At 66.3% G+C, this 25,440-nt stretch carries 23 protein-coding genes and 1 pseudogene; 13 read left to right on the plus strand and 11 right to left on the minus strand.

What is annotated here, in order from left to right; translation table 11 throughout:
* The first annotated feature begins 104 nt into the window (after positions 1-104).
* On the plus strand, positions 105-1,847 hold the full coding sequence (locus ACFQZZ_RS12700) for a GAF domain-containing protein (protein WP_378678692.1): 1,743 nt from the start codon (positions 105-107) through the stop codon (positions 1,845-1,847).
* A 29-nt stretch (positions 1,848-1,876) separates the two neighbouring features.
* On the opposite strand, the gene ACFQZZ_RS12705 is transcribed toward ACFQZZ_RS12700, so the two are convergent.
* A complete protein-coding gene (locus ACFQZZ_RS12705) occupies positions 1,877-3,019 on the minus strand; it encodes a beta-ketoacyl synthase N-terminal-like domain-containing protein (RefSeq protein ID WP_378678695.1) in 1,143 nt (380 codons plus the stop codon).
* 259 nt (positions 3,020-3,278) lie between these two features.
* On the opposite strand from ACFQZZ_RS12705, the gene ACFQZZ_RS12710 reads away from it, so the two are divergent.
* From ACFQZZ_RS12710 to ACFQZZ_RS12720, 3 genes are all read left to right on the plus strand, one after another.
* A complete protein-coding gene (locus tag ACFQZZ_RS12710; RefSeq protein ID WP_378678698.1) occupies positions 3,279-4,622 on the plus strand; it encodes a diguanylate cyclase domain-containing protein in 1,344 nt (447 codons plus the stop codon).
* Positions 4,623-4,631: 9 nt separating this feature from the next.
* A complete protein-coding gene (locus ACFQZZ_RS12715; RefSeq protein WP_378678701.1) occupies positions 4,632-4,979 on the plus strand; it encodes an antibiotic biosynthesis monooxygenase family protein in 348 nt (115 codons plus the stop codon).
* A 185-nt stretch (positions 4,980-5,164) separates the two neighbouring features.
* Entirely contained in the window at positions 5,165-7,417 is a 2,253-nt protein-coding gene (locus ACFQZZ_RS12720) for a HelD family protein (RefSeq protein ID WP_378680489.1), read from the plus strand.
* A gap of 112 nt (positions 7,418-7,529) precedes the next feature.
* Here ACFQZZ_RS12720 and ACFQZZ_RS12725 read toward each other — a convergent pair whose 3' ends face one another.
* The 3 genes from ACFQZZ_RS12725 to ACFQZZ_RS12735 all read right to left on the minus strand — a co-directional run bounded on the left by ACFQZZ_RS12725 (position 7,530) and on the right by ACFQZZ_RS12735 (position 9,673).
* Positions 7,530-7,982, minus strand: a complete 453-nt coding sequence (locus tag ACFQZZ_RS12725) for a universal stress protein (RefSeq protein WP_378678704.1) — start codon at positions 7,980-7,982, stop codon at positions 7,530-7,532.
* 315 nt (positions 7,983-8,297) lie between these two features.
* Positions 8,298-8,714 carry a DoxX family protein gene (locus ACFQZZ_RS12730; protein ID WP_378678707.1) on the minus strand — a complete coding sequence of 139 codons (417 nt, stop codon included), beginning with the start codon at positions 8,712-8,714 and terminating at the stop codon, positions 8,298-8,300.
* A gap of 47 nt (positions 8,715-8,761) precedes the next feature.
* Positions 8,762-9,673 (minus strand): DUF6597 domain-containing transcriptional factor, encoded by a 912-nt coding sequence (locus tag ACFQZZ_RS12735; RefSeq protein WP_378678710.1) that lies wholly within the window; start codon positions 9,671-9,673, stop codon positions 8,762-8,764.
* Positions 9,674-9,725: 52 nt separating this feature from the next.
* Here ACFQZZ_RS12735 and ACFQZZ_RS12740 point away from each other — a divergent pair, with 52 nt between their 5' ends.
* Positions 9,726-10,196 carry a VOC family protein gene (locus ACFQZZ_RS12740; RefSeq protein ID WP_378678712.1) on the plus strand — a complete coding sequence of 157 codons (471 nt, stop codon included), beginning with the start codon at positions 9,726-9,728 and terminating at the stop codon, positions 10,194-10,196.
* Between the two features lie 15 nt (positions 10,197-10,211).
* Here ACFQZZ_RS12740 and uvrB read toward each other — a convergent pair whose 3' ends face one another.
* Positions 10,212-12,401, minus strand: coding sequence for an excinuclease ABC subunit UvrB (gene uvrB, locus ACFQZZ_RS12745; RefSeq protein WP_378678715.1), 2,190 nt, complete (start codon positions 12,399-12,401; stop codon positions 10,212-10,214).
* 295 nt (positions 12,402-12,696) lie between these two features.
* Here uvrB and ACFQZZ_RS12750 point away from each other — a divergent pair, with 295 nt between their 5' ends.
* From ACFQZZ_RS12750 to ACFQZZ_RS12770, 5 genes are all read left to right on the plus strand, one after another.
* Positions 12,697-13,344, plus strand: coding sequence for a DUF402 domain-containing protein (locus tag ACFQZZ_RS12750; RefSeq protein WP_378678718.1), 648 nt, complete (start codon positions 12,697-12,699; stop codon positions 13,342-13,344).
* A gap of 56 nt (positions 13,345-13,400) precedes the next feature.
* Positions 13,401-13,925, plus strand: coding sequence for a DUF402 domain-containing protein (locus tag ACFQZZ_RS12755; RefSeq protein WP_378678721.1), 525 nt, complete (start codon positions 13,401-13,403; stop codon positions 13,923-13,925).
* Between the two features lie 87 nt (positions 13,926-14,012).
* A complete protein-coding gene (locus tag ACFQZZ_RS12760) occupies positions 14,013-14,351 on the plus strand; it encodes an ArsR/SmtB family transcription factor (protein WP_378678723.1) in 339 nt (112 codons plus the stop codon).
* Positions 14,348-14,881: a pyridoxamine 5'-phosphate oxidase family protein gene (locus ACFQZZ_RS12765; RefSeq protein ID WP_378678726.1), complete on the plus strand. Its 534-nt coding sequence runs from the start codon at positions 14,348-14,350 to the stop codon at positions 14,879-14,881. The genes ACFQZZ_RS12760 and ACFQZZ_RS12765 overlap by 4 nt, the downstream gene beginning before the upstream one ends.
* A gap of 49 nt (positions 14,882-14,930) precedes the next feature.
* Positions 14,931-15,392 carry an SRPBCC domain-containing protein gene (locus ACFQZZ_RS12770; RefSeq protein WP_378678729.1) on the plus strand — a complete coding sequence of 154 codons (462 nt, stop codon included), beginning with the start codon at positions 14,931-14,933 and terminating at the stop codon, positions 15,390-15,392.
* A 27-nt stretch (positions 15,393-15,419) separates the two neighbouring features.
* Here the strand turns inward: ACFQZZ_RS12770 and coaE are convergent, their stop codons facing one another.
* Entirely contained in the window at positions 15,420-16,628 is a 1,209-nt protein-coding gene (coaE, locus tag ACFQZZ_RS12775; protein WP_378678732.1) for a dephospho-CoA kinase, read from the minus strand.
* A gap of 305 nt (positions 16,629-16,933) precedes the next feature.
* Between coaE and ACFQZZ_RS12780 the strand changes: the two genes are divergently transcribed.
* Positions 16,934-17,146: a hypothetical protein gene (locus tag ACFQZZ_RS12780; RefSeq protein WP_378680597.1), complete on the plus strand. Its 213-nt coding sequence runs from the start codon at positions 16,934-16,936 to the stop codon at positions 17,144-17,146.
* 54 nt (positions 17,147-17,200) lie between these two features.
* On the opposite strand, the pseudogene ACFQZZ_RS12785 reads toward ACFQZZ_RS12780, so the two are convergent.
* A pseudogene (locus tag ACFQZZ_RS12785) lies at positions 17,201-17,710 on the minus strand (alkaline phosphatase family protein); the annotation flags it as partial.
* A 152-nt stretch (positions 17,711-17,862) separates the two neighbouring features.
* Here ACFQZZ_RS12785 and ACFQZZ_RS12790 point away from each other — a divergent pair.
* Positions 17,863-20,118 carry an MMPL family transporter gene (locus ACFQZZ_RS12790; RefSeq protein ID WP_378678735.1) on the plus strand — a complete coding sequence of 752 codons (2,256 nt, stop codon included), beginning with the start codon at positions 17,863-17,865 and terminating at the stop codon, positions 20,116-20,118.
* Here ACFQZZ_RS12790 and ACFQZZ_RS12795 read toward each other — a convergent pair.
* From ACFQZZ_RS12795 to ACFQZZ_RS12810, 4 genes are all read right to left on the minus strand, one after another.
* A complete protein-coding gene (locus tag ACFQZZ_RS12795; protein ID WP_378678738.1) occupies positions 20,105-20,737 on the minus strand; it encodes a TetR/AcrR family transcriptional regulator in 633 nt (210 codons plus the stop codon). The genes ACFQZZ_RS12790 and ACFQZZ_RS12795 overlap by 14 nt on opposite strands.
* 30 nt (positions 20,738-20,767) lie before the next feature.
* Positions 20,768-22,168, minus strand: a complete 1,401-nt coding sequence (locus ACFQZZ_RS12800; protein ID WP_378678740.1) for an SPFH domain-containing protein — start codon at positions 22,166-22,168, stop codon at positions 20,768-20,770.
* A 218-nt stretch (positions 22,169-22,386) separates the two neighbouring features.
* Complete coding sequence (locus tag ACFQZZ_RS12805) at positions 22,387-23,844, minus strand: MFS transporter (RefSeq protein WP_378678742.1); 1,458 nt, start codon at positions 23,842-23,844, stop codon at positions 22,387-22,389.
* A gap of 3 nt (positions 23,845-23,847) precedes the next feature.
* Positions 23,848-24,792, minus strand: a complete 945-nt coding sequence (locus ACFQZZ_RS12810) for an NAD(P)/FAD-dependent oxidoreductase (protein ID WP_378678744.1) — start codon at positions 24,790-24,792, stop codon at positions 23,848-23,850.
* A 62-nt stretch (positions 24,793-24,854) separates the two neighbouring features.
* Here ACFQZZ_RS12810 and ACFQZZ_RS12815 point away from each other — a divergent pair, with 62 nt between their 5' ends.
* Positions 24,855-25,313, plus strand: coding sequence for a MerR family transcriptional regulator (locus ACFQZZ_RS12815; RefSeq protein ID WP_378678747.1), 459 nt, complete (start codon positions 24,855-24,857; stop codon positions 25,311-25,313).
* The last annotated feature ends 127 nt before the right edge of the window (positions 25,314-25,440 follow it).

Consider the following 25,440-nt stretch of genomic DNA (forward strand, 5'->3'; position numbering starts at 1 on the left):
ACCCCATCACCGCAACGTCACGGTGAACAGAGCCGAAAGTCCTCGATCGGCCAACTAGACTGACGCCAGGCGCTGCTACGCACCCGCCAGGACAGGAAGCCGAGATGACCGAAGACAACGGCAGCGGCCCCTATTCGGTGCGCGACACTTTGTCGCAACTTCGGCTCCGGGAGCTGCTCTCCGAGGTCAGGGAACGCGTCGAGTTGATCATCGATTCGCGCGACCGGATGGACGGCCTTGTCGAGGCGATGCTGGCCGTCACCTCCGGCCTCGACCTCGACGAAACCCTGCGCACCATCGTGCACACGGCCACCAGTCTGGTCGACGCCCGCTACGGGGCGCTCGCAGTGCGCGGCCACGACCAGCAGGTGACCCAGTTCATCGATGAGGGCATGGACGACAAAACCCGCGAACGGATCGGCAGGCTGCCCGCCGGGCACGGCGTGCTCGGCGTCGTGTTCAACCAACCCAAGCCGCTGCGGCTCGACGAGTTGTCGAATCATGATGCGTCGGTGGGGTTTCCGCCACACCATCCGCCGATGCACACCTTCCTCGGCGTTCCGGTGCGCATCCGCGACGAGATCTTCGGCAGCCTGTACCTGACCGAGAAGGCAGGCGGGCAACCGTTCACCGAGGACGACGATGTGCTTGTCCAGGCACTGGCGGCCGCGGCGGGCATCGCGGTGGACAACGCCAGGCTCTACGAATCCGCGCGCACTCGGCAGGCCTGGATCGAGGCGACCAGGGATATCGCCACCGAATTCCTAGCAGGCACCGAGCCCGACGTGGTGCTCGCCCATGTGGTCGACCACGCCCGCACCCTCACCGGTTCGCACCAGTCCTTCCTCGCCAGCGCCGCCGTCACCGACAACAGGCTCGGCGAGGTGACCGAGCTGTTCGTCACGCAGTGGTCAGGACCGGGTGCCGGACACGACGGATGGACCGTGCACACCGAGGGCACCGCGCTCGGCGAGGCCTTCACCCGGCGCACGCCGCTGCGTTTCGACGATGCCGCGCAAGTCGATCTCGGCGCGCCGCTGCCGAATGTCGGCCCGGCACTGATCCTGCCGTTGTGCACGCCCGACGCCACCCTCGGCGCGTTGGTCACGGTGCGCCCGGCGGGCTCCGCGCCATACCCGGACGAATTGGTCGAGCTGACGGCCGCATTCACCGACCAGGCGGCGCTGGCCATGCAACTCGCTGACACTCAGCGCCGAATGCGCGATCTCGACATCCTGGCCGACCGCGACCGGATCGCACGCGACCTGCACGACCATGTGATCCAGCGCCTCTTCGCGATCGGGCTCACTCTGCAGGGCGCGGTACCACGGTCGGAGGCTCCTGGCGTGCGCGAACGCCTCGCCAACGTGATCAACGATCTGCAGGAGGTGGTCCAGGAAATCCGGACCTCGATCTTCGACCTGCACGGCGGCGGCGGTCAGAGCACCGGGCTGCAACAGCGAATCGAGGCGGCGATCCGGCAGCAGACCGCCGACACCGAGTTGCGGGCGACCATTCAGGTGACGGGTCCGCTGTCGGTGCTGGAGGCCGAGCTCGCCGATCACGCCGAGGCGGTGGTGCGGGAGGCGGTCAGCAACGCCGTGCGGCATTCCGGCGGCGATCTGGTCGCGGTGGAAATCGGCGTGGCCGACGATCTGACCATCGTGGTGACCGACAACGGTTGGGGGATACCGAATCATGTGATCCGCAGCGGGTTACGCAATCTGGAGCAGCGCGCGGAGAAGGCGGACGGGCAGTTCACCATCGGGCCGGACATGCACCGCGCCGACGAACCGGGCGACAGGCTCCCGGGAACCCGGCTCAGCTGGTCGGTGCCGCTGCCTTGATCGCTGAGGTATTCAGACAGGTCAGGAGCTCACACCGGCCCGAGCACCACCATCGAATTGTTGCCGCCCATCCCGAGCGACAACTTCGCGGTGACACCCCCCGCGAACTCCGTCGGACCGTCCAGCAGCCGCACATACGCGGGCGCGACGATCGGCGCGGCAGGCACGATGCCACGCTCGTAACCCAGCGCCGCCGCGGCCACCTCGACCGCCGCCGCCGCGCCCTGGCAATGGCCGGCGAGCGGTTTCACGGCGTAGACCTTCGGACGGTCGCCGAACATCCGCGCGAGCAGGTCCCGTTCGGCCACATCACATTGTTCGGTGCCGGTACCGTGCGCGTTGAAATACCGGACGTCCTCGGGGGCGACATCGGCGTCGGCCAGTGCCCTGCGCGCGCAGTCGAAGATCTGATCGTGGCCGGGATCCACCGAAACCACGTGGTACGCATCGTTGGTCATGCCGCCGCCGAGCACCGCCGCATACGGTCGCCGCACCGAACGGCTCAGCACGAACGCCACGGACGCCTCCCCCATGCTGAAGCCGCGGCTGCCCGCCTGGAAGGGCCTGCACGCCTCCAGTGGTTCGACCTCTCCGACCGCGGCGCCGAGCCGAACGAAGTGCTCGAGCATGTCGGGCGTGGCGGATATATCGGTGGCAACGCAGATCACGTCGTCGGCGACGCCCGCGTCCAGCCAGAGCTTCGCGGTGATCAGCGCGACATTCGCCGAGCTGCACGCCGCCGAGACATTCATCGCCGGACCGTGGAAACCGAACTCCTGCTGCAGTACCGAGATCGGAGTCGAGGGAAGTAGTCGCATGTAATCGCGGGAGCGGCGGTGGCCGTGGTCGACGAGATAGAAGTCACGCCAGTTGGTGACGTCGCCGAGCACGATCGCGTGCAGCACCCCAACGGTGCGCCCTCGCCGCCAGCCGCGCGCAGTCGCGTCGGCGATCGCCTCGCGGGCCGACTCATGTATGGCCCGCCCGTAGCGGCTGTCGCTGACCAAGGGATCGCCGCCGTCGGGCACCAGCGACAACCATGCGTGCTCGTCGTGATTGTGGCCGTAACCGGGGTGCAGGCTTGCCGCCGACTTGCCGCTGAGCAGCCCCTGCCACAGGGTCTCGCGACCCCAGCCATACCCGGTGACCGCCCCGATGCCGGCAATCGTCATATGATCTTGATATTGCTCTTCGGTGCTCGCGGGTGAGCCAGGCACAGCTTCGCTCCTTCGCCGGCCCTCCGGGCCGACCAGCACGTCGGCTCGAGATGTTCGCGGGGAACCGGGTTTGTAATGATCATCAGATACGGCCCGATGAAGTGCCCGAACTGTGATCGAAGCAATAGCGTGGACGGTGTGATCTTGTACACGTCGATACCAGAATAATCCCATGTTCCAATGGCCATGACCGGGTCGACGATCGGGGGTTCGAGTGGGTGAGGACAAGGCAGACGGCGCGGTGGGCGCCGATCAGTTGGCACAGCGCTACCAGTCCCTGGTCGAACACACCCCGGACGGCATCTGCGTGCATGAGCGCGGCACCGTCGTCTACGTCAACGCGGCCATGGTGCGGATGCTCGCCGCCGACAGCGTCGACCAAGTGATCGGTCAGCCGCTCACCCAATTCGTTCATCCACGGTCGGTGCTCGGCATGCTCGAGCGCATCAGCACGCTGACCCACTCCGGCGACGCCTCCGATCCCGCCGAGATGACGCTGCTGCGTCTCGACGGCGGCACCGTCCCGGTCGAGACGGTGTCGGTGCTCACCGCCTGGCACAACCATCTCGCCTACCAGGTCGTCGTGCACGACCTGACCGCGCAGCGTGCCGCGGAGGACGCGCAGCGGCGCGCGGAGCAGCACTTCACCACCGTGGTCTCCCAACTGGAAGAGGGCGTCGTGGTCATCGACCGCCACGGCTGTATCGAATCGGCGAATCCGGCGGCCCAGCGCATCTTCGGCACCGACGAACGCACCGGCGATCTCGTCGGCGTCGCCATCGACGAACTGCCGCTGGTGCTGCTCGACGCCAACGCGCAGCCGCTGCCCTCGACTCGTCATCCGATCGCGCGGACCCTGGCCACCGGCGAGACCATTACCGGCTACATCTTCGGCGTCGACCGGCAGGACGGGCAGCGGCGCTGGTTATCGGGCAGCAGCCGTCTGCTCAACCCGGGCAACCCGGACTCCCCCGCCGTATCCTCCTTCGCCGACATCACCGAATTCCGTGCCAGCCGAAGGCAATTGGAGTACCAGGCCACCCACGACTCGCTGACCGGACTGGCCAACCGCTCGCTGATCCTTTCCCAGCTCGCCGGCGCACTGGCCACCAGCGAGACGCTTCCGGTATCGACGGTCCTGTTCATCGACCTGGACGGGTTCAAGGCGATCAACGACACCCTCGGACACGCGATCGGCGACACCGTGCTGCAGATCGTCGCGCAGCGGCTGCAGCGCGCACTGCGCGGCGACGACCTGGTCGGCAGGCTCGGCGGCGACGAGTTCCTTGTCCTGCTGTCCGGCCCGTCCCGGCGGGTCGACGTCGAGACGCTGGTAGCGCGGCTGCGGTCGTCGATGGCCGAACCGATCATCGCGCGCGGGCACCGCATCGAGGTGAACGCCTCGATCGGCGCCACCGAGCTCACACCGGGCGACCACCGGACGCCGGAGGCGGTCCTGCACGACGCGGACCTGGCGATGTACCGCGCCAAGCCCGCCGGCCACCGGGAAAGCGGCACCACCTTGGGCCGCAGGCCGAACAACACCCACGCCTCCTGAAGGTCATCGATGATTCTCGAACACGCACTGCTTTCCGTCCGTCCCGATCAGGCCGAGGACTTCGAGGCCGCCTTCGCCGAGGCGAGGCCGATCATCTCGTCGATGCCCGGATTTCGATCGCTGTCGCTCTCCCGCGGCATCGAGACACCCGACACGTATTTGCTGCTGGTGGCATGGGAGCGCCTGGAAGACCACGTCGACGGATTTCACGGCTCCGCGGGGTATACGCGCTGGAAGCAGCTGTTGCACCACTTCTATGACCCGTTCCCGGTGGTGCAGCACTTCGTCGCGGTAGTGGGCGACGCGACACCACATACCTCACCTGCGGTTACGGCGAGCACACCGAACCGGCAGTAGACTCGACAACTCTGTTTTCTACAGCGTTTCGCGTGCACTCGTCTTCTGCGAGTGCGCAGGCTCATCGCGGTGACAAGGAGTTCAGTTTGCCCGACCGTCTACAGGCCGTTTCGAGCGACCTGCAAGCAGTCGCAAGCGGTCAGGATCGTGCCGCACATGACGGCGCACCCGAGCGGAACCGCGAGATCGAGCACGAGCAGGCATACCTGTCTGTGCTGTATGACCGGCTCGACGGCATGCGCGACTATGCCAACAACCGGTTGCGCACCGTTCTGCTGGAAACCGGCGGCACCCCGCAGGCACGCAGTGAACGTGAATCGTTCAGTGCGCTCTACCACGAAGACCTGGCCAAATACGACGCCGCCGAACACGGCCTGTGTTTCGGCCGGATCGACCTCGATGGTGATCACGACGGTGATCAGGACGGCAAGTTCCGCTACATCGGCAGGCTCGGCATCCTCGACGAGAAGGACGACTACGAGACACTGCTGCTGGATTGGCGTGCGCCGCTGGCCCGGCCGTTCTATTTGGCGACCACCGCAACGCCCGATGGTGTGACCCGCCGCCGCCACATCCGCTCGCGCAATCGCAATGTCACCGCGATCAACGATGAATACCTCGATCTGGAAGCGGCGCACCATGCCGGTATCACCGGCACGGATGGCGGCGTCGGCAGCGAGAGCGCGCTGCTCGCGGCGCTCAATGCCGCACGCACCGGCCATATGAACGACATCGTCGAGACCATCCAGCACGAGCAGGATGCGATCATCCGCTCCGAGCACAAGAGCGTGCTGGTGGTGCAGGGCGGTCCCGGCACCGGCAAGACCGCCGTCGCCCTGCACCGCGCGGCCTTCCTGCTCTACACCTACCGCCAGCAGCTGGCCAAGTCCGGCGTGCTGATCATCGGCCCGAACGCCACCTTCCTCGACTACATCGGCCAGGTGCTGCCCTCGCTCGGAGAGACCGGCGTGCTGCTGTCCACCATCGGCGACCTGTATCCGGGAGTGAAGGCCACCAGGGAGGACTCACTGCGGGCCGGTGAGGTCAAGGGCTCGCTCGCCATTCTCGAGGTACTCAAGCAGGCGGTGCGCGACCGGCAGGAAATACCCGCCGAGCCGATCCGGCTGACCTTCGACGGCTACCCGGTGACCCTGGACCGCAAGATCACCACCCGCGCCCGCGGCCGGGCCCGCTCCTCGCGCCGCCCGCACAACCTGGCCAGGCCGATCTTCGCGAGCTCGGTCCTCGACGCACTGACCGAACAGCTGGCCGAGACCATGGGCGCCGACCTGTCCGGCGGCCAAAGCCTGCTCAGCCGAACCGATCTCGCCGAAATCCGCGACGAGATGCGCGCCGATCCCGCGATTCAGGCGGCCATCGGCCGACTCTGGCCGATCCTGTCACCACAGGACGTGCTCGCCGACCTACTGGCCGACCCGAAGCGGCTCGACCGCGTGGCGGGCAGCCTCGACCCGGCCGACCGAGCGGAGCTGGTGCGGCCGGACAACGGCGAATACAGCGCGGCCGACGCGCCGCTACTCGACGAGCTCGCCGAGTTGCTCGGCGTCGACGACACCGAGGAACGCGAACGCGCGCGGCGACGCTGGCGTACCCAGCTGGCCGAGGCGCAGGACGCGCTCGACATCCTGACCGGTTCGGCGCCACAGGATTTGGAGGACGAACTCGATCCCGAGATCCTGATGGCCTACGACCTTATCGACGCGAGCCAGCTCGCCGAACGCCAGAACGTGCGCGCCAGTCAGACCACCGCCGAACGTGCCGCGGGCGACCGCACCTGGACCTACGGCCACGTAATCGTGGACGAGGCGCAGGAACTTTCGGAAATGGCCTGGCGAATGGTGATGCGCCGCATCCCGAATCGCTGGATCACCGTGGTCGGCGACGTGGCGCAGACCGGTGACCCGGCAGGCGCCTCGTCGTGGCAGACCATGCTGGAACCCTATGTGGCCAAACGCTGGAAGCTGACCGAGCTCACGGTGAACTACCGGACCCCGGCGCAGATCATGGACATAGCCGCCGACGTGCTCGCCGCGATCGACCCCACCGCGGCGGCGCCGCGATCGGTGCGGGAGGCCGAACAGCCGCCGCGTGCCTACGCGGTCACCGCGAGCCGATTGCGCAGCCAAGTCGAACGCTTGGTGGCCACCGAGACCGGGCCCGGCACCACCGCGGTGATCGCGCCGCACGATATGGTCCCGGATTTCGCCGAGCTGGCGGGCGAATCGGTTCGGGTACTGACGGTGCACGACGTCAAGGGCCTGGAGTTCGATGCGGTATATCTGGTCGAGCCCGCGCAGATCCTCGCGGAGTCGCCACGGGGGCTGAACGATTTGTATGTCGCGCTCACTCGCGCGACCCAGCGCCTCGGCATAATCCACACGGGAGACCTACCGCCGGTGCTGCACGCACTGGCCTAGGGGCGGCATACGAAAGAACCCCGTTGTTCCGGCTCGAGCTGGAACAACGGGGTTCGGTCTCTCGGCCCAGACCGACAGATCGGGTGTCGGTGGCGCTGGTGCGGACCGACTATCAGCGCACCGTGTGCACGATCAGCACGTCGGAGCGCGACTTGCGGGCGACGTCGGAGGGCACCGAGCCGAGCAGGCGACCCGCCAGGGTATTCAGGCCTCGATTGCCGACGACGAGCAGGTCGGCCTCGACCTCCTTGACGAGCGCGAGCAGCGACTCGACGGGCTCGCCGACGATGGAGCGCTCGACGATGTTCTTGGCGCCGACGGCCGTGGCCTTGTCCCTGGCGGTGCGCAGGATCTCGTTGGTCGGCGCTGAGCCGCGGACCTGGTATGCCTCGTCCTTGAGCACATCGGCCGCAGCCGCGACATCGCGATCGTCGGTCGGGTAATACGCGCAGGCCACGACCAGCGTCGTGTCCCCGTCACCCGCCAGCGCGGCGGCCTTCTCGACGGCGACATACGACGAGTCCGAGCCATCGGTACCGACGACAATGGTCCGGTAGGCGGTCATCTCTCCTCCAACTATGCGGTGGTCAGGTGCCTACGTCCGGTGGCACCATGAGTCGTGGCACCGGCGCGGCGACTGCGCTCGACCCTAGCGGCAAAACCGCCGGAAATATCAGAAATCGCAACACATCACACTCAGGGTGTTCGCGCATTCGCAACACCGGTTCACCGTGCGAATGCCCGATGGCCTAACCGACCAGGGCGGATTCAATTTCTCGACCCGAGTTCTGTGATCGATCACAACCGGCGCGAACGTTCTTGCGCGCCTGGGAGATTCATCACATTCATCGGCCACCACCCGGCACCGGCACGAAGGCGCTCATCCGAGATGGAATAGCGGCTTGGTGATGGTCAATCCGAGTTCGTCGACATGCGCGAAGAAGGCGAACAGCATCAGCGAGGCGCCGGTGAGCGCGAGATCCTTGTTGAAATGGATCATCTCGCCCTGCTTGGTCTCCGGATCGGTCTCCGACCAGAACCGGTGCATCAGGAAAGTGGTCGACAACAGCACGATCACCAGCAGCAGCGCGCCGAGATCCGCCCACACCCCGAGCAGCACACTCAACGCACCGACCGCCATCAATACACCGGAGACCAGCACGCCCGCCTTCGGCAACGGCACATCGCGGCTCTGCGCGTATCCCACCATCGCGTCGGTCTGCGTGAAATGCCCGAAGGCCGAGCCGAGGAACAACACCACGAAAAGCACCCGCCCGATCAAAACCACGACGTCCATGTCCTGCTCCCTCGTCGGCAATGGGTACACGAGGTCTTATTTCTTTGTCAGCTCCGCGGATAATTTCCGGTAGGAAGAACTCTCGAAGTGACCTCGTTCCGCGAGCGTATCGAATTCTTGGCGTATTCCAGCGGAGCCATTCCGACCTCAGCGGCGAACTCACGAGAGAAATGCGCCTGATCGAAGTAGCCGAGGTGCGCGGCGAGCGCGGCCAGATCTTCGATGTGCCCGCGCGCCAGTAGATCGGCGCCGTCCTGCAGTCGGTAGCGGCGCAGCACCCATTTCGGTCCGGCCCCGACGTATCTGCGGAAAATCCGCTGCAGGGTACGGATCGGCACGTCGAACCGTTCGGTGACCTGATCGACTCTGGTCAATTCCTGGTCGCGTTCCATTGCCTCGACGATATGTAGTACGAGTCGATAGTTCGGGTCGTCGGCTGTCTGGTGACCGGCGAAGAAATCCTCGATGATGGTGCGGCGCTGCTGGTCCGACGGCACGGCGAGCACTCGCTCGGTCAGCCCCTCGGCCGCGGGCAGCACCTCGGTCAGCGGGACCGCCGCGTCGCGGAACGAGCCGACGTCCAGTCCGGTGAAGGCGCCGAAGCCGCCCGCACGGAAGCGGACGCCGAAGGCCTCCCCCGCCTCGCTGAGTTCGCGGATGTATTTGGTCGTGGACACGCCGCTGACGAAACCGCCCGTGCGAGTCGTGGTCCGCTCGAAGGTGACATTCACACACGGATACGACAGCACTTCGGCGTAGTACGGCGGACGGCCACGCAAATCCCAGCGCACCGACCAATACCACTCGACGAACCGGCCTACGTCGGGTCCGGCCGGCAGCCGGGCCAGCGATCGATGCCTGGCCTGCTCGTCCGGGTGCAGGATCCCCTTCACGTCGTCGAGTGCCGGGACATCGGCCGGTTCCGGTGCGGTGGACACCTGGTCAGCGTCCCCTGGCATGGTGTCGCTTTCTTACAAGACCCTCGTCACACGATCGACGAGGGTTATCGGCATGAGCGAAACAGTGAACCCCATCGCCGACGGCTACCACTCGATCACGGGCTTTCTCGCGGTACCCGACGGCAACAAAGCCATCGACTTCTACACCACGGTCTTCGGCGCGGAAGTGCTCAGCCGCAGCGACCTGCCCGACGGCCAGCCCGCGCACGCGGAACTGAAGATCGGCGACTCGACCCTGCAGCTGGGCATGCCCATCCCCGACAACAATGTGCTCGCCCCGAACGGCGAATGGGTGCACACCTCGATCGTGCACTACTGCCCTGACGTCGACGGAGTCATCGAGCGCGCCATCGCAAACGGCGCCCGCAGTGCGGAACAACCGCAGACCTTCGTCACCGGCGATCGGTTCGGTGTCGTGATCGATCCGTTCGGTCACCGCTGGGCGGTGCTGACGAAGGTCGAAAACGTCTCCCGCGAGGAAGCCGACCGCCGCGTCAACGAATGGATGGCAACGCAGGCTTGAGCGCACCGCCGGGCCTCAACTCAGCCCGGCGGCGTCCATGCCGCGCAGTTCCTTCTTGAGGTCCGCGATTTCATCGCGCAGCCGTCCGGCCAGCTCGAACTGCAGATCCCTTGCCGCACTCATCATCTGCGCGGTCAGTTCCTTGACCAGATCCGCGAGCTCCGCCCGTGGCATCGACTTGATGTCGCGGCCCTCGTAGATACCAGCGCTCACCGCGCGGCCCGGTTCACCCTGGGCCCTGCGGCCCCGGCTGGCATTACGCCCGGAGCCGCCGACGGCCACCTCGCTGTCGTCGGCCTCCTGGTACACCTGATCCAGGATGTCGGCGATCTTCTTGCGCAGCGGCTGTGGGTCGATGCCCTTCTCTTCGTTGTAGGCAACCTGTTTGGCCCGGCGCCGCTCGGTCTCGCTGATCGCGAACCGCATCGAGTCGGTGATCTTGTCGGCGTACATGTGCACCTCGCCGGACACATTGCGCGCCGCGCGGCCGATGGTCTGGATCAGCGCCGTCGTGCTGCGCAGGAAGCCTTCCTTGTCGGCGTCGAGGATCGCGACCAGCGACACCTCCGGCAAGTCGAGGCCCTCACGCAGCAGGTTGATGCCGACGAGCACGTCGTATTCGCCCAGCCGCAGCTGCCGCAGCAGTTCCACTCGACGCAGCGTGTCGATCTCGGAGTGCAGGTAGCGCACCCGGATGCCGAGGCCGAGCAGGTAGTCGGTCAGGTCCTCCGACATCTTCTTGGTGAGGGTGGTGACCAGCACGCGTTCGTCGCGTTCGGTGCGCTGGCGGATCTCGTGGATCAGGTCATCGATCTGCCCCTTGGTCGGTTTGACCACGACCTTCGGATCGACGAGTCCGGTCGGCCGGATCACCTGCTCGACGACCTCGCCGCCGGCCTGCCCCAGCTCGTAGGGACCCGGCGTGGCCGATAGATATACGGTCTGCCCGATCCGATCGGCGAACTCCTCCCAGGTGAGCGGTCGGTTGTCGACCGCGGACGGCAGCCGGAAGCCGTATTCGACCAGGTTGCGCTTGCGCGACATATCGCCTTCGTACATGCCGCCGATCTGCGGCACGGTGTTGTGCGACTCGTCGATGACGAGCAGGAAGTCCTCGGGGAAGTAGTCGATCAGCGTTGCGGGTGCGGTGCCCGCCGCGCGCCCATCGATGTGTCGCGAGTAGTTCTCGATGCCGGAGCAGAACCCGACCTGCCGAATCATCTCCAGGTCGTATTGGGTGCGCATCCGCAGCCGCTGCGCCTCGAGCAGCTTGCCCTGGCGTTCCAGCTCGGCAAGCCGCTCCTCCAGCTCCTTCTCGATATCGCCGACCGCGCGCTCCATCCGGTCCGGACCTGCCACGTAGTGGGTGGCCGGGAAGATTCGTACCGTATCGACCTGACGGACCACATCACCGGTCAGCGGGTGCAGGTAGTACAGCGCCTCGATCTCGTCGCCGAAGAACTCGATACGCACCGCGAGCTCCTCGTAGGAGGGGATGATCTCGACGGTGTCGCCGCGCACTCGAAACGAGCCGCGGGTGAACGACATGTCGTTGCGGGTGTACTGGACGTCGACCAGAAGTCGCAGGAACGCGTCGCGGTCGAGCTCGGTGCCGACCTCCAACTGCACCGACCGATCCAGGTACGACTGCGGGGTGCCGAGACCGTAGATGCACGACACCGACGCGACCACCACCACGTCGCGGCGCGAGAGCAGGCTCGAGGTGGCCGAGTGGCGCAGCCGCTCGACATCGTCGTTGATCGAGCTGTCCTTCTCGATATAGGTATCGGTCTGCGCGATGTACGCCTCGGGCTGGTAGTAGTCGTAGTACGAGACGAAGTACTCGACGGCATTGTTGGGCAGCATCTCTCGCAGCTCATTGGCCAGCTGCGCCGCGAGGGTCTTGTTCGGCGCCATCAGCAGCGTCGGGCGCTGCAGCCGCTCGATCAGCCAGGCGGTGGTCGCCGACTTACCGGTGCCGGTCGCGCCCAGCAGCACCACGTCACGCTCGCCCGCCCTGATCCTGCGTTCCAACTCTTCGATCGCAGCAGGCTGGTCACCGGCGGGCTTGTGGTCGCTGACGACCTCGAATCGGCCGTCGGCGCGCTCGATCTCACCGACCGGCCTGAACTCGGAATGCGCGAGCGGCGTCCCACCGGCCCTGTCCTCGAAGCCTTCCGTTGGGATTTCGGTTGCGAATGCCATGCTCACCAGCCTAGGCCCAGCCACCGACAGATTCCCGGCGGCGGTATTCAGCGGGAAAGCGCCGGGTCGAGGACCGTGGTCACGACATTACCGACAGCGCCATGGGAGTTCCCGTTCACCGCTACCGGCAAGCATCGGTGCACAACTTGTTACTTGCCCGAAATGTCCGTTGCTGCAACGATATTCATCACATTCCCAGAGAAAGCGCGGGCACCCCGACGGGTGTAGGCGACGGGTGTAGCCTGATTTGGTTATCGGTACAGGGTGTTATCGGTACAGGGTGAAGGAAGACGCCATGAGCGCTCTGATTCCATTGCTCGCCGCAGTGCCTGCAATGACCGGGATAGCCGGATACGTCGCCAGGGACATGCGCGGGGTCGCACCAGGTCAACTGACCGCCAGGCTCGCGACCGCACCACCTGGGCCGCTCGCCGCGCCCGCTCCCGCCAGACCGAAGATCGAGTATTTCAATCTCGCCGATCTGACCAATACCGACGCACGGGGCTTCGTCCGGTCGGTGGAGCGCTATCACGTCGAGCCGTGGGGCCTGTATATGGCCAGGACGGTCGGCGGGCCGGAGTTCCACTACGTCGAGTCGTGGCTGATGCCGGAGCTGTCGATCCGCGCGACGATCACCCACCGCAGCCCAGCGCATCACCGAGGGCAGGATTACTGCCTGGACATCGGCGAATTCACGAAGGTCGAACCGAAGCGCTGGAAAGCGATCGACCACTACCTCGACATCATGGTGCAGGGCGGGCGCAAGTCCGAGCTGCGCGGTGTCGAAGACCTACTGGCCGCCCACGCGGCCGGTTTGATCGACACAGCGCATGCGCACCGCGCCTTCGAGCGGGCTACCACCGCGATGGACGGCCTTGCCGCGCACGACCATGATGTCGAACGCTGGCTCGCCTCGCATGGCATCGTGCTGAGCTGGATGTAGCGGACGCCACCACCGCAGCACTCGACGCGGGCCCCGCGGCGGTAGATTCTGTGTGCATGACACAGGCACCATCAGTGGACGTGCATCGCCCGAAGGTGGAGTACTTCGACCTCGCTGCGCAGACCAACACGGATCCGAAGGGGTTCGTCCGGCCGGTCGAGCAGTTCCGCGCGCAGCCATGGGGCCTGTACATGGCGCGTGTTTCCGACCATCCGCAGTTCCACTACATCGAGTCGTGGCTGCTACCCGAGCTGTCCATCCGCGTCACCGTCTTCCATTACCACCCCGAGCACCAGCGCGATCAGGACTACTACGTCGATCTCGGTGAGTTCACCCAGGTCGGGCCGAGCACCTGGAAATCGGTGGACCACTACCTCGACATCGTGGTGCGGTCCGGCCGCGACACCGAGCTACTCGACGTGGACGAGTTGCTGGCCGCCCATGCCGCGGGACTGATCGGCTTCACCGAGACACAGGCCGCGATCGAGCACGCGGCCACGACGATCGAGGGCATCGCCGCCAACGGCCATTCCCTCGAAGGCTGGCTCGCCACCCTCGGTATCACCCTCACCTGGCAGTAGCGCTTTTCTCGAGCTTCCCTTGACAGCGGCTGGTCCCAGGCCCACTATTTAACCTGTCAGTTAATTAGCTAGGTGGTTAAATAAGCCATGACGGACGACGAACTCAGCAGGACCTTCGCGGCACTCGCGGACCCGACCAGGCGCGCCATCCTTGCCCGCCTCGCCGACGGCGAAGCCACCGTCACCGAGATCGCCGAACCGTTCGCCATGAGCCTGCCCGCGATCTCGAAACACCTGAAAGTGCTCGAACGCGCCGGGCTCATCACCCGCGGACAGCACGCGCAATGGCGCCCATGCCGACTGGAGGCCGCGCCGCTCGGCGAGGCCACCGACTGGCTGGACCGCTACCGGAAGTTCTGGGACGGCCGCTTCGACCGCCTCGACGAACATCTGCAACGGATACAGAAGAAGGACAGACAGATATGACCGAGACGACCGACACCATGCGGCTGCCGCAGGGCGATGTGCGCCTGCTCGACACCCCGATCGCTCAGCGACTCCTGGCGGCGAATATACCTGCGCGACTGGCCTTTACCGCCGCCGACGGCACCCCGCGGGTGCTGCCGATCAACTTCTGGTGGAACGGCACCGAGATCGTCATGACCGGCTTCGCACCGTCGAAGAAGGCGAAATCACTGCGTGCCCGCCCCGACGTCGCGATCACGATCGACACGAACTCCGCACCGCCGGAGGTGTTGTTGATCCGCGGTCGCGCCGAGGTGCACGAGATCGATGGCCTGGCATCGGAATACGCCGCGGCCATGCGCAAGGGCGGCGACGAGGCGGTCGCCGGCTACCTCGACTTCCTGACCGGAATGGCTCCGAGGATGGAGCGAATTGTCGTTCGGCCCAACTGGGTCGGCGTCATGGACTTCCAAAGCCGTTTTCCCACCGGCGCACCCGACTGGATGACCGGGCAGGACAGCGAAGTCCCGCACCCCGAGCACGACTCCTGACAACACTTCCCCCACAGCACCGATCGATGTCCTGAGAGGACTCCGCACCATGAGCGACCGCGAATTCACCCTTGTCCGCGTCTTCGACGCACCACGCGAACTGGTCTTCCAGGCCTGGCTCGACCCCGATCAGCTCACCGAATGGGCTGGACCACACGGCTTCTCGACCCCGCGCGACAGCATCGTCGTCGAACCGAGGGTCGGTGGCCGCTACGACTCGGTGATGGTGGCGGACACGGACGGCACGACATATCCGAGCGTGGGAGTCTTCCGCGAGATCGTCGAGCCCGAGCGACTGGTATTCACCTGGGGTGATCCGACCGGCGACGGCAACGTCGCCAACGAATCGGTCGCCACGGTGACCTTCGCCGACACCGAAGAAGGCAAGACGACCATGACATTCCATCTACTCGCCTCTGGACCGCTGAGTCCGGAGGACGGAGCACGGGAAGGCTGGGGCCAGACCTTCGAGCGCTTGGAGACACTGCTGTCGGCGTCGCACCGGCACTGAGCCCGAACGTCGTCTGTCGTGCCCGGCCTACCCGTTACGGTCACACCAGACGAGGACGCGGGCGTAGGCAGCGTCGAACCACGGCTCCTTGACGTCGAGATAAGCGAGCGTCGACTCCACGCCGGTCAGCCCTGCCGCCTTGGCCTCGCCCTCGCGTTTCACCTCAAGGTACTCGGCGCGGGCCGCGGCGTCGGCACGCAGCCAGTCCCGGAAGGTCAGCGCGAACCGCTGTCCCGGTGAACCCGCCACCCGGACATGGACATTGGCGAGCCGACCCGGGTCGGCGCTGGAGTGCAGCCGCTTGGCCCACAGGTCGATGTTCGTCCCGGCCGGATCCGCGCTCGTCGGTTTGGGATTGTCGTGCGTGACATGGGCTTTGACCGGGAAGCCTGCAGCGCCGAGCGCAGTGCGTAAGCCATCGGCCGCGGCCATGTCGGCGACGGTGATCTGCAGGTCGATCACGTCCTTGGCGGGAAGGTCCGGCACGGCGGTCGAGCCGATGTGGTCGATTCGCGACGCGGCCGGACCGCAGGCCACCCAGAGCCGGGCGATGAGCCGTTGCGCCTGGACCGGCCACTCCGGGTTCGGCGCGACGATGCGCACATCCGGTCGCCGCGCGGGCGTGCCGGTGCGCAGGTTGCGCTCGAAGGGCACCAGGCGCTCGTCCCACAGCCGGTGCACCACCGGAACGATGTCGTCCGGGGCGCCGCTGTTGTCGAGCAGTACATCGGCCACCGCGCGCCGCTGCTCGTCGGTGGCCTGTGCCGCAATACGCGCCCGCGCATCGGCGTCGGAAACACCGCGGAATTCCACCAGCCGCCGGATTCGAATTTCCTCGGGTACGTCCACGATAAGAACAAGATTCATCAGTGGCGCGAGACCGTTTTCCACCAGTAATGGAATATCTTGTACGAGAATCGCATCCGGTGCCGCGCCACCGATGAGTTCAGCGGTTCGTTTTCCTACCAATGGATGCGTAATCGAATTCAATGTCGCGCGCGCTTCGTCGCTGCCGAATGCCTTTGCCGCGAGCGCGGGCCGGTCCAGGCTGCCGTCCGAGGCGAGTATGTCGGAGCCGAACGCCTCGACCAGTGCCGCAAGCCCCTCGGTACCCGGCGCGACCACCTCGCGTGCGAGCACGTCGGAGTCGATGACCACCGCGCCGCGGTCAGCGAGTATCCGCGCCACCGTCGACTTGCCCGCTCCCATGCCTCCGGTGAGGCCGATCCGCAACATTCGACCAGTCTCGCATCCGCGCCGCGCAGGCCGGTCTCCTACCCGAGGGTCGCTGCCGACCCAAGGCACCCAATCTGCCCGAATACCCACTCGGATCGTCCATTCCACCACCCGCGCCGCTATTTGCCCGATCCGTGACTTCGCCGAGACCATCTCGCAACATTTCCGGCCGATTCCCGTTCGCGGGCGACAACTTTCCGACACGCCGAAGCAATTACTTGCGCAAAATACTCTGACTCGCCCTTTCGTTCGGCTAATCTTCGCCGTGGCGATCCAGGCCAGTACCAGCAAGCAAAGGAACACCATTGGGCACCAGAAACAACCAGACGGGTCGCCACCGCCTGGGTATGGCGGGTGGTATGCACTGCATCCAGATCCCCGCCGTCGCGGCCGCGCTCGCCGAGCACCGCCGCTCATGGTTCACCGCGTTGACCAACCCCGCCCGGCACAGCTTCGCCGCTATGCGAAAACGCTCTGCCGTGGCCGCCACATACTGGGTACCTGCGACCGCCAGCTGACCCCGACTTCCGAAGTGGCCCAGTCCGAACCGGACCGGGCCAGTTTCGGCGCGCTCAGACGATGCCGCTCGGCCTGCGACGGCCACCCGGCTGCTGCTGTGGCATTTCATTGGGCGGCACCGGATACGGAATGTCGGCAGTCGCCGTGCCCAAGGCAACATTCGGTCCGCATTGCGCGAGCGCGGCTTCGATTTTCGGTTTCGGATCGGTCAAGATCGGTTTCGCGGCATTCGGTATCGATCCGAAATCGAACGTCGATGTCATATCGCCGGTGACACTGCGTCCCCACGGAGTCAGATTCGGCACCTCCACACCGAACCTGGTTTCCAGCAGCCTCAATTGCGAGGTGTGGTCGACGGTTTCCGAGGCGACGACGCCGCCGCGGCGGTACGGCGAAATCACCAGTCCCGGAACGCGATAGCCCAGTCCGATCGGGCCAGAGATGCCACTCTACGAACTCACCCAGGACACGGCGGGCAGCGTGTCATTGGCGGCATCGGCCTGGAAGTCGTTGGGGTACAACGATACAAGGCCGCGACGGGCCAGCTCGGAGTTCGAGTCGGCCGACGCCGCCACCAGATCGGTCATCACGGACAGCTCAGCGCGCCGTAGCGCGTGCGAGATTTCTGACAGTCACTTGCTTTCTTGCGCCACAAGTTCGTAGGCTGGCCAGAAATATCTGAGAGTCACTCTCAGATTGTGCAGTTGGAGGGGCGATGACACAGCTGACCGTGATCGAACAGCAGGATCCACCGGAGCCGACGCCGCGGCTCGGCGTCGTCGGACGTTGGGGCATCGCAATGGCGCGGCACCGCCGAATCGTGCTCGCGGCGTGGCTGCTGTTGGTGATTGCCTGCGCATCGGCCTACCCCGCCTTGCACGCGAGGCTCGGCTCACCCGACTACTCGGTGCCGGGATCCGACTCGATGGCCGTCGACCAGCTTGTCGCACAGCACTTCACGCAGTTCGGCACCGAACAGGACCTGATCGTCTTCCACTCGACGCAACGCACCGTCGACACGGCGGAATACCGTGCCGTTATCGCCAAGGCGATGACCGCGGCCAGGGCCACCGACGGCGTCGCCGGCACGATCGGCCCGTTCGAGGGCAATGCCGCGGCCCAGATCTCGCCGGACCGGCACACCGCCTTCGGACTCGTCGGCGTCGACGGCGACATAACCGAACGGGTCCGGATCGCGAAGGAACTGCAGTCCACGCTGGCACAGCAGTCCGATGCTGGAGTCGAGGTGATGATCACCGGATTCGCGCCCGCACAGGCGGATCTGACCGACATCGAGACGGCCGATCTGCAACGCGCCGAAGCCATCGGCCTGCCGGTGGCCACCGTGGTATTAGTGCTCGCCCTCGGCGCGTTGATGGCCGCGACACTGCCCATCACGGTGACCGCCGCGGGCATCGCGGTGGCCATCGGCGTGCTGGCCGGGCTTGCGACATTCTTCACCTTCGACTCACTGGTGCTGTCCGTCGCGACCATGATCGCGACCGGTACCGCGATCGACTACGCGATGTTCATCGTGAGCCGGTTCAACGAGGAACTCAGCCGGCGCGGCGTCCGCGATCGACGCGCGATCGACGCCATCGCGCAGGCGGTCGGCGCGGCCATGGACACCACCGGCCGGACCATCCTGGCCTCGGGATTGATCGTGATGATCTCACTGTGCTCACTCGCCGTGGTCGGTCTGCCGATGCTGAACGGGGTCGCCATCGGCGTGGTTGCGGCGGTCATCGCCACTCTGACCGCGGCCTTTACGCTGCTGCCCGCGCTGCTGGCGGTACTGGGTCCCGCCGTCAATCGCGGCGCGCTACCAGCCCGACTGCGCCCCGCCGAGGTCAAGTCCGAGACGGCCTCGACCGGGTGGGCGCGGTGGGCGCGTCTGGTGATGGCGCGGCCAGTGCTGTTCGGTGTCGTCGGCGTCGCGGTGCTCACCATCGCGGCGGCGCCGATCATCGGCATCCGGTACGGCGTGGACATGGGACTCGGTTCGCTGGCGGGCCGACCGACCGGACAAGCCACCGCGCTGGTCGAGCAGAACTTCGGGCCCGGTCTGCTCGCACCGATCGAGGTGGCCGCCACCGGACCCGACGGCGCGCCGCTGACCAGCGAATCCCGCGCCGATGTCGAGAGATTCGTCGCCGAGTTGTCACACGACCCTCGCATAGCGACGGTGCTGCCCCGGCGGGCGGAGGGCAGGCTGCTCGCGGCAGTGGTGCCCAAGGTTGCTTTCGACTCGACGGATGCCGGCGAGCTGGTATCCGATATCCGTTCTCGCGCAACAGCGGTCAGCGAGGCCGATATACTGGTCGGTGGAACCTCGGCCCAGTTCGCCGATGTGTCCCAACGGATTACCGCCCGCTTTCCATGGGTGATCATGCTGGTGCTGACCGTCTCGCTCGCGTTCCTCATCGTCGCTTTCCGCAGTATCGTGCTCGCCGTCAAGGCGATCCTGCTCAACCTGCTGGCCACCGGCGCCGCACTCGGCATCACGGTCGCCGTCTTCCAGCACGGTATCGGCGAGTCGGCGCTCGGATTCCGCAGCACCGGGTTCCTGCAGGTGTATCTGCCGATGCTGGTGTTCGCGGTGCTGTTCGGCCTGTCGATGGACTACGAAGTGTTCCTGATCCGGCGCATGAAGGAAGCCTGGGATCGCAACCACGACAACGCGGCCGCCGTCGCAGAGGGGCTGCAGCGCACCGCACGCCCGATCACGGCCGCGGCCGCCATCATGGTCGCGGTGTTCGCGAGCTTTGTGACCGCGGATGTGATGGAGCTCAAGCAGATCGGGTTCGCGCTGGCCGTGGCGATCACCATCGACGCGCTCGTGGTGCGACTGGTGCTTGTCCCCGCGTTCATGCAGCTGTTCGGTCGCTGGAACTGGTGGCTGCCACGCAGCTGGAACCGGCTGCTGTCCAGCGGTGAGGCGCGCTCGGACCTGGCGACTACCGGAACATGACCTCGATCGCGTCGACGATCGCACCGATCGCCTCGGTGTAGACGTCCTTGAGTCTTCGGGCGAAACCGGTTGCCGCCCAATGGTCCAGGGCCGCGACGCACCCCCAGACGCCGGTCGCTGCAGCCATCCCCACCGTCAGGTCGTCGGGGTCGCGACCGGTCCGTTCGGCGAACAGTATCCGGAATTGGTCGGCCAGATCGCGCATCTGCCGGGTCTGGCCGTCCTTGATCTCCGGAATCGTCACCACATACTGCAGCCGCCTGCGGATCCGGCGCTCGGATTCCTCGGTGAGCAGCGATTCGATCAATACCGGAACCAGCAGCCGGGTGACGGCGACCAGGTCTGCGGGTGCGACCGTTTCGGCGTCGCCCGCGGTTCTGAGCACCTCGAGAATCCGCGGATCCGCCTCGTCGTAGAGGACGAGCATCTCTTTGGTGCCGAAGTACCGGTAGATCGAGCTGGGTGACACACCCGCTGCGGTCGCGACCCGGTCGACCGTCACATTGCGGTACCCATGCTCATCGAACAGGTCCAGCGCAACCTGCTGGATTCGGCTCATCGCCTCGATCTTCCTGCGTTCCCACAGGCTCGAGGAAAACTCCACGGCGGACTCGGACATCAGTCCAAGAATACCCGGGCGGGACCTCGATCATGGCTTCGGCGCGAATGCCTCCACGACAGCGGTCAGCTGGGCGATCACCCCGGACAGCGCCGCCGAGTCGCCACCGAGCTGGAACGATTTCAGTTCGGCAGGCGCAGGCAGTCCGGCGACGATCTTCGGCAGCGATTCGACCAGTTGAGCCTGGATGGCGGTGGCGTTCTGCTCGTTGGCGGTGGTAACCCGGATGTGGTCGCGCTCCAGGTCGAGCAGGGCCGCCTCGTGTGCCGCGCGCGTACGGGTCGCCGCGTCGGCCAGCTCGCCGTCGCGTTCCAGCTGCCGCAATTCCTGGGTGCGGCGCAGGTTTTCGGCGCGCTCGGCATGCTGCTCTCGTTCCAGCCGAAGCGCGTGTAGCGCGGTCTCCTGAGCGAGTTCAGCGACGGCGCGCTCGTCGTCGTGCTGGCGGGTGGTGCGACGCAACTGTTCGGCGGTCTCCCGGTCGAACCGCGCGGATTCGTTGCGAGCGCGCAATTCGGCCAGCTCGCGCTCGTTCTCGATCCGCCGCTCTTCGGCGGTGCGGTTCGCCTCGGTCTCCCGCGCCGAGATCACTTCCTGGGTAGCCAATTCCGCGAGCCGAGCGATCTGGCTCTGCTCGCTGCGATAAGGCTTCTGCAGGTTCTCCCAGAGGGTGGCGGAACTGACCACCGCCTCCTTGATCTGCACGGTGACGATGCCGAGACCGAGCCCACGGTCGCGGCCATCGCCCGCCGCGTCACCGGATCCCTCGGCCACCGCCCGCAGCCTGGCCGTCAACTCCTCGATGATCGGCTGCTTGTCGCTGAGCACATCCCGCACCCCCATGGTGGACACCTTGTCCTTGATGGCAGCCTCGGCCTGTTCGCGCAGCTGAATATTCACCAACCGCATCGGATCCTCGCCATCGGAGAAGTCGAGCTTGCGGTACGCCGTGGCGAAATCCTCGATGATCCATTGCACATACCCCTGAACCAGCACGCCCTGCAGTTCACTGCAGATGCAGTAGGCATTGATCAGGATGGTCTGCATCGCGCCGGGCACCACGAGATACGAGTCGGTCGCGGGGTCGAAACGGAACGAGACACCGAGCCCGATGTGCAGCGGTTCGCTGCGACCGCGCCGGGTGTGCACGACAAAAGCGTTGGGCGGCACCAGAACCGTGCGCCACCGCCAGAATCCGGTGACCCTGACCTCCACCGGCCCCGGCCCGCTGCCCTGCACAGCGGGCCCAACTCGATCGGCCCGCTTCGCCGTAGCGCCGCGACGTCCCGGCTGACCCGGTCCACCGGGCGCCGCCGGTGCGGGCGCAAACGCCTCCGCGGCCATCGGCTTGCGTGTGCGCAAGTCACCTTCGAGTGCGGCCTGCTGGGCAACGACCTGCTCGAGGTAGTCGTTGCGGCCCGAATTGCTCCCCATGCCCGGCACCCTACCGCCGAACACGACACTCGACAGCCCGAATTCGGCTACCCCCGAACCGATCCCGCGCACCGCCGCTCGAACCGATCCCGCGTGGTCTACCGCGCCATCAACGCTCTCGCGCTCGGCGGGGTGGGGGATGAGCCGCAGATCGATTGCCCGAGGCCTCCCTAGCCGGCAATCGGGAGGCGACGTGCACGCGAAGACGGCGGCGCAGGCTACGGTGCCGGGCGGCTCTGGTCGGCTCGGTCTTCTCCGGTCGACCCGCGGTGCCGGGCAGGATCAGGGATCGCCAGTGTCAACACGAGCAGCACCATGGTCAGCGGGAGAGCCCAGATCAGGGTGTCCGGAATGGCATCGGCCGTGGCCGTGGCCGAGACGGGTTTTCCGGCGAGTTCGTGGCCGAGGACACTGCCGTAGATTGCGATGCCGAGCGACATGCCCAGACCGCGCAGGGCAAGCGCCGCGGACGTGACCGCACCGAGTTCCGTTGCGGCGACGGCATTCTGCGCAACTGTCACCAGCAGCTGCAAGATCATGCCGATGCCGCCGCCGAGCACTATCAGCCCCAGCGCCACGACGAGATAGCTCGACTCCGCGTCGAGCAGACCGAGCAGCCCGAATCCGAAGGCGATCACCGCCGACCCGCCGATCAGGAACGGCCGGTATCTTCCAGTTCTGCTCGCCAGGCCGCCGGAGAGGAACGAGGCCACCATGAACGCGAACACATACGGATTCAGCGCCAGACCCGCCTCGGTCGCGCTCATGCCGAAAGCGCTGCGCAAGTAAGTCGGCAGATACACGATCGACGAATACAGCAGCACCCCGAGGACCGCTGTCGCGGGCAGGACGATGCCGGTGACCCGGTTGGTGAACAGCTCCAACGGGATCACCGGGTCCGCCGTGCGGCGTTCCCACCACACGAACGCGCCGAGCATGGCGAACACCGCGGCACCGAGGCCGAGGATCAGCCCGACGCCCGCCGGGTGCGAACCGCCGGACCACTCACTGATCAGCAGAACTCCGACCACCGCGCCGACAAGCAGCACGGAGCCACCGATATCCAGCCGGACGGCGAGGCCGCTACGCGGCAGCCGCAGCGCGGTCCAGACGAGTGCCATCGAGATCAGGCCGAGCGGCACATTGATGTAGAAGATCCAGCGCCACCCCACAGCGTCGGTGATCGCCCCGCCGACCAGTGGGCCGCCGACGGCGGCAATGGCGAAAATCGCGCCCACCGCGCCCTGCACCCGGCCGCGCAGGGCCACTGGGAACAGTTCGGCAAGCGCGATCGTCGGAATCGTGAACAATGCGCCGGCACCGATCCCCTGCACGGTGCGAAACAGTACGAGCTCGGTCAGCGTGCCCGCCATGCCACACAGCGCCGACGCGATGGTGAATATGCCCACGGCGGAAAGGAATACCGGCCGCCTGCCGAATCGGTCGCTGAGCCTGCCGTACAGCGCGCCCGTCGCCGTGGAGGCCAGCACATAACAGGTCACTATCCAGCGCAGCGAGCCGACATCGCCGAGGTCACCCGCGATATCCGACAGCGCGATACTGACGATGGTCTGGTCGAGAACAGAGAGCAGCATGCCGAGCGCAAGCCCGGCTGCGGCGAGTGGGATATTGCTGGTGTGCGCAGCCGGTCCAGCCGCGGTCGTCGTCGCGGACACGACTCACTTCTCCTGTGCGGTAAAGGGATTCGGCAACTGGAAGTCATCGCTGATCAGGTCTTGGTCGAGCACGCTTCCCGCGATGGTCCCGCTGGCGGCGGCCGCGACGACCGCGGCCAGTGGGATCGGGACCGTTGGTCGTCGGGCCATGTCGCCCGCGGCGTAGACACCGGGCACGCTCGTCCGGTGAAACTCATCGACCTGGACGGTGCAGTCCGGGAACGTGGCGCAACCGAGCAGAGCGGGTAGCGCAGACCGCTGGGTCCAGGTGCTTGCGACGAAGGCGACTTCGCGTGGCAGCGCCGATCCGTCCTGGAAGGCGAGCGCATGGAGCGTGTCACCGGCCGCCTCGAACCCGGTGATGCGTTCGCAGCGGACCGTAACACCGGCCGCCGACATGGCCTGCGCCGCGGACGGCGATACATCGGCGGAGCCGTTGGTACACAGGACGATATCCGCGCTGAACCGGCTCAGATGCAGCGCGAGCCGAATTCGCTCGGGTTCACCGCCGATCACGGCGATCGGCCGCTGACTGCTCTCGAAACCGTGGCAGTAGGGGCAGTGGAACACCGCCCGCCCCCACAGCTCGGCGATACCGGAGATGTCGGGCAGCTGGTCGACCAGGCCGCTGGCCAGCAGCAGCCGCTTGGCCTCGGCTTTCGTGCCGTCCGCGAGCTGCACGATGAAGCCGCGATCGCCGTGGGCGACCCCGGTGGCCGCACCGTCGCGAACCTCGACGGTGGGATATATCGTCAGCTGGTCGCGGCCGATCGCTCGGAGCTCGGCCGGCGGCACGCCGTCGCGGGTGAAGAAATTGTGGACGGCACCAGCAGGTGCGTTGCGTGGGTGGCCGGAGTCCAGCACCAGAACGCGTCGGTGGGCGCGGCCCAGGGTCAGCGCGGCCGACAGTCCCGCCGGCCCGCCGCCGACGACGATTACCTCGAACATTTGGTCCTCCTCGTGATGACATCGTCTTGACATCACGGACCACTCTGCATGTTAATGTGAACATGAAGTCAAGCCCCGATGGCGAGGTCCCCTTCGCCGATCCCACCCCTGGTACCGGCGAGCTCACGATCGGCGCCCTCGCGGCACGTTTCGGCCTGGCCACCCACGTGCTGCGGCACTGGGAGTCGATGGGCTTACTGCAACCGGCCGGGCGGGTGAGCGGCCGACGACGCTACGTCCAGGATCACGTGGTTCGGGTCGCGATGATCGTGCGAGGCAAGGCGGCCGGGCTGAGCCTGGAGCAGTTGCGGGAGATGCTCGACGCACCGGACCGTGCCGCGCGCCGAACCGTGCTGGCCAGACAATATGAGGAGCTCGGCGTCCGGATCGCCGAAGCGCAGGCCGCGCAGCGGATGATCGAGCACGCGATGGCTTGCGAAGCAGAGGACATCACGCAATGCCCGACGTTTCGACAGCTGGTCGCGACGGTGACCGAGAGTAACCGCACTCCACTCGGGTAGCGGCTACTCCGAAATACGCAAAACCCCCGCACCCAGAGGATGCGAGGCTTTACCAAGCTGCGCGACCCGAGCCCGACGATCACCATCCCCACCAGCGCGCGGACCCACCCCGCACAGCCCGAAGGCC

Origin of the sequence: Nocardia sp. GCM10030253, assembly GCF_042675075.1 — a bacterium.
Lineage (GTDB): Bacteria > Actinomycetota > Actinomycetes > Mycobacteriales > Mycobacteriaceae > Nocardia.

Bases quoted from the DNA above. Each gene is read 5' to 3' on its own strand.
- ACFQZZ_RS12700 (WP_378678692.1), top strand. From the start codon at position 105: ATGACCGAAGACAACGGCAGCGGCCCCTATTCGGTGCGCGACACTTTG.
- ACFQZZ_RS12705 (WP_378678695.1), bottom strand. From the start codon at position 3,019: ATGACGATTGCCGGCATCGGGGCGGTCACCGGGTATGGCTGGGGTCGC.
- ACFQZZ_RS12715 (WP_378678701.1), top strand. From the start codon at position 4,632: ATGATTCTCGAACACGCACTGCTTTCCGTCCGTCCCGATCAGGCCGAG.
- ACFQZZ_RS12725 (WP_378678704.1), bottom strand. From the start codon at position 7,982: ATGACCGCCTACCGGACCATTGTCGTCGGTACCGATGGCTCGGACTCG.
- ACFQZZ_RS12730 (WP_378678707.1), bottom strand. From the start codon at position 8,714: ATGGACGTCGTGGTTTTGATCGGGCGGGTGCTTTTCGTGGTGTTGTTC.
- ACFQZZ_RS12735 (WP_378678710.1), bottom strand. From the start codon at position 9,673: ATGCCAGGGGACGCTGACCAGGTGTCCACCGCACCGGAACCGGCCGAT.
- ACFQZZ_RS12740 (WP_378678712.1), top strand. From the start codon at position 9,726: ATGAGCGAAACAGTGAACCCCATCGCCGACGGCTACCACTCGATCACG.
- uvrB (WP_378678715.1), bottom strand. From the start codon at position 12,401: ATGGCATTCGCAACCGAAATCCCAACGGAAGGCTTCGAGGACAGGGCC.
- ACFQZZ_RS12750 (WP_378678718.1), top strand. From the start codon at position 12,697: ATGAGCGCTCTGATTCCATTGCTCGCCGCAGTGCCTGCAATGACCGGG.
- ACFQZZ_RS12755 (WP_378678721.1), top strand. From the start codon at position 13,401: ATGACACAGGCACCATCAGTGGACGTGCATCGCCCGAAGGTGGAGTAC.
- ACFQZZ_RS12760 (WP_378678723.1), top strand. From the start codon at position 14,013: ATGACGGACGACGAACTCAGCAGGACCTTCGCGGCACTCGCGGACCCG.
- ACFQZZ_RS12765 (WP_378678726.1), top strand. From the start codon at position 14,348: ATGACCGAGACGACCGACACCATGCGGCTGCCGCAGGGCGATGTGCGC.
- ACFQZZ_RS12770 (WP_378678729.1), top strand. From the start codon at position 14,931: ATGAGCGACCGCGAATTCACCCTTGTCCGCGTCTTCGACGCACCACGC.
- coaE (WP_378678732.1), bottom strand. From the start codon at position 16,628: ATGTTGCGGATCGGCCTCACCGGAGGCATGGGAGCGGGCAAGTCGACG.
- ACFQZZ_RS12790 (WP_378678735.1), top strand. From the start codon at position 17,863: ATGACACAGCTGACCGTGATCGAACAGCAGGATCCACCGGAGCCGACG.
- ACFQZZ_RS12795 (WP_378678738.1), bottom strand. From the start codon at position 20,737: ATGTCCGAGTCCGCCGTGGAGTTTTCCTCGAGCCTGTGGGAACGCAGG.
- ACFQZZ_RS12800 (WP_378678740.1), bottom strand. From the start codon at position 22,168: ATGGGGAGCAATTCGGGCCGCAACGACTACCTCGAGCAGGTCGTTGCC.
- ACFQZZ_RS12810 (WP_378678744.1), bottom strand. From the start codon at position 24,792: ATGTTCGAGGTAATCGTCGTCGGCGGCGGGCCGGCGGGACTGTCGGCC.
- ACFQZZ_RS12815 (WP_378678747.1), top strand. From the start codon at position 24,855: ATGAAGTCAAGCCCCGATGGCGAGGTCCCCTTCGCCGATCCCACCCCT.